The sequence below is a fragment of the Streptomyces sp. YS-3 genome (genome assembly GCF_045257485.1).
GTDB lineage: Bacteria > Actinomycetota > Actinomycetes > Streptomycetales > Streptomycetaceae > Streptomyces.
Map to the genome: position 1 here is coordinate 1 of NZ_JBJHPC010001124.1, position 826 is coordinate 826.

An 826-nucleotide genomic window follows, 5' to 3' on the forward strand; every position below is an offset into this window, starting at 1 on the left:
CACCTACGGCACTCGTCTGGAGGCGGGACCGTACGGCCTGATCGACAGCGGTGAGGCCGGGACCGCTGTCGATCAGGCCGTACGGTCCCGCCTCCAGACGAGTGCCGTAGGTGTGGTCGACCAGGCAGGCGGTGGCGAGGCCCTCCACGACGTGGCGGCGGACCGCGTCGTCGAGGAAGCCGTCCGGCGCGTACACGGCGAGGTCCTCGGGGACGGTGTCGCCGCGCTCGGCGAAGAGGCCGCGGGAGCCGCCGAAGTGGTCGACGCAGCTCGCGGTGTAGACGAGCGCCTTCACCGGGCGGCGGTCGTCGGTGGTCTCGCGGTAGAGCCGCAGCGCGTACTGCGCGGTCTCGTAGGAGCCGAGGGGGTCGATGACGACGAGGCCGGTGCGGCCCTCGACGATCGTCATGTTGGCGAGGTCGTAGCCGCGCACCTGGTGGACGCCGCCGTTCTCGGTGCGGGTGACCAGGTAGAGGCCCGCCATGGCGTTCATCCGGCCCTGCCGCCATACGCGCGCGTTGACGGACGGCGGGATCTCCCTGTCGTCGCGCAGGAAGTCGAACCGGGCGAAGTCCCAGGCGGTCCCCCCGTCGCGGGCCGGGATCACGGCGACGTCCGGCCGTGCGATCAGCCCCTGCGAGGCGTTACGGAAGTCGGAGACGTCGGAGGGGACGCCGTGCGTCCCCGCGGGGCGGTTGCTCCGGACGACGTACGGGGTCGGTTCGACGGGGCGGCGCTGCGCGGCGGGATGGGGCTGGGCGCCGGGGTGGTGCTGCGCGCCGTTGCTGCCGTTGGTCATGGGCTGCCTCCTCGGGGCGTCGCGGGG

The 826-nt window shown here is 73.4% G+C and carries 1 protein-coding gene; it reads right to left on the reverse strand.

The genetic code is table 11. The features are described from left to right. Positions 1-799 (reverse strand): MBL fold metallo-hydrolase (locus ACJA3G_RS37885; protein WP_406557531.1); only part of this gene is annotated, 799 nt, incomplete at its 3' end. Positions 800-826 lie beyond the last annotated feature (27 nt).